This window comes from Capnocytophaga sp. oral taxon 329 str. F0087 (assembly GCF_000213295.2).
GTDB lineage: Bacteria > Bacteroidota > Bacteroidia > Flavobacteriales > Flavobacteriaceae > Capnocytophaga > Capnocytophaga leadbetteri_A.
On the sequence record NZ_KN390002.1, the window covers coordinates 25,287 to 26,726 of the forward strand.

A 1,440-nucleotide genomic window follows, 5' to 3' on the forward strand; every position below is an offset into this window, starting at 1 on the left:
CACGAGCCAATACACGCAGCAGCACCTGAGCAAGCTCCTACTTCAGTAGTAGAGCAAGTGCTAACAGCTGAGCGTTTGCACCCACATCAGACAGCGCAACCTACAGCAGCTGCACAAGCACCCGTAGCTCAGCCGGTACAATCAGCACAGCCAGAAAACTTTATTCAGCAACAACATCTGACAGAAGAGCAACAAATACTTCGTCAGACACCTTCGCTTGAAGAGTTTTTAGCAAAATCAAAAGCTACAGCTTTCGACAAAAAAGACCATACTGAGGAGGTAAAACCCGCACAGTCGCTAAACGACCGCTTCAGCAAGGAAATACAAATAGGGCTAAACGATAAGTTGGCTTTCATACAAAAGCTTTTCTTCGGAAGTGAAAGTGAGTATAACCGTGTGCTACAACACTTAAACCAACTCCACTCATTAGAAGAGGCGGCGCAATATATTCAACAACAAGTAAAACCTACTTATAATAATTGGAAAGGCAAAGAAGAGTACGAAGAACGCTTCTTACACCTTATTCTACGCCGTTTTGAATAATGAGCAAATTGTATCTTATCCCGACTCCTATCGGCAATTTAGAAGATATAACCCTACGTGCGCTACGTTTGCTCAAAGAAGTAGAGGTCATCTTGGCCGAAGATACTCGTACTAGCAGCAAATTGCTAAAGCACTATGATATTCACACCCCAATGCAAAGCTACCACCTGTTTAATGAACACAAGGTGGTAGACACTTGGGTGCAACGTATCAAAGGGGGTACTACAGTAGGGCTTATAACCGATGCTGGTACACCAGCTATTTCCGACCCTGGCTTCTTACTTGCAAGGGCTTGTATAGCCGAGGGGATAGCTGTAGAGTGCCTACCAGGGGCTACTGCCTTCGTACCCGCTTTAGTAAGCAGTGGCTTACCTAATGCTCGTTTTACTTTTGAAGGCTTTTTACCCGACAAAAAAGGGCGTCAAACACGTTTACAGCTCCTCGCTCAAGAAACTAAAACGATGATTTTTTACGTCTCTCCTCATAAATTACTTAAAACCCTCACCGATTTTATCACTACTTTCGGGGCTGACCGTCAAGCAAGTATCTCCCGAGAACTTACCAAAGTACACGAGGAAACCCAGCGTGGTACACTACAAGAGTTATTAGAGTATTATAAAGACAAAAATATCAAAGGGGAAATAGTATTCGTTTTATCGGGGAATAGATAATAGGCAACAGATAATGAAATTACTTCATATAGAAACATCAGGGGTGAACTGTTCAGTTGCCCTTACTGATAATGACACAATTTTAGCTACTAAAGCTCAGAATGCAGGACACTTCACGCACTCTGAAAATCTACATTTGTTTATTGAAACTGTGATGACTACAGCAGGGGTACCGCTTTCTTCCCTTGATGCTATAGCCGTAAGCGCAGGCGCAGGCTCTTATACA

Annotated in this window: 2 protein-coding genes and 1 pseudogene; all 3 read left to right on the top strand. The window is 43.3% G+C overall.

Annotated elements, in window-relative coordinates:
* Positions 1-543, top strand: a pseudogene (locus tag HMPREF9074_RS05775) (hypothetical protein); the annotation flags it as partial.
* Complete coding sequence (rsmI, locus tag HMPREF9074_RS05780; protein ID WP_009390880.1) at positions 543-1,214, top strand: 16S rRNA (cytidine(1402)-2'-O)-methyltransferase; 672 nt, start codon at positions 543-545, stop codon at positions 1,212-1,214. The pseudogene HMPREF9074_RS05775 and the gene rsmI, both read left to right, overlap by 1 nt.
* A 13-nt stretch (positions 1,215-1,227) precedes the next feature.
* A partial coding sequence (locus tag HMPREF9074_RS05785) for a tRNA threonylcarbamoyladenosine biosynthesis protein TsaB (protein ID WP_034539956.1) occupies positions 1,228-1,440 on the top strand: 213 nt, incomplete at its 3' end.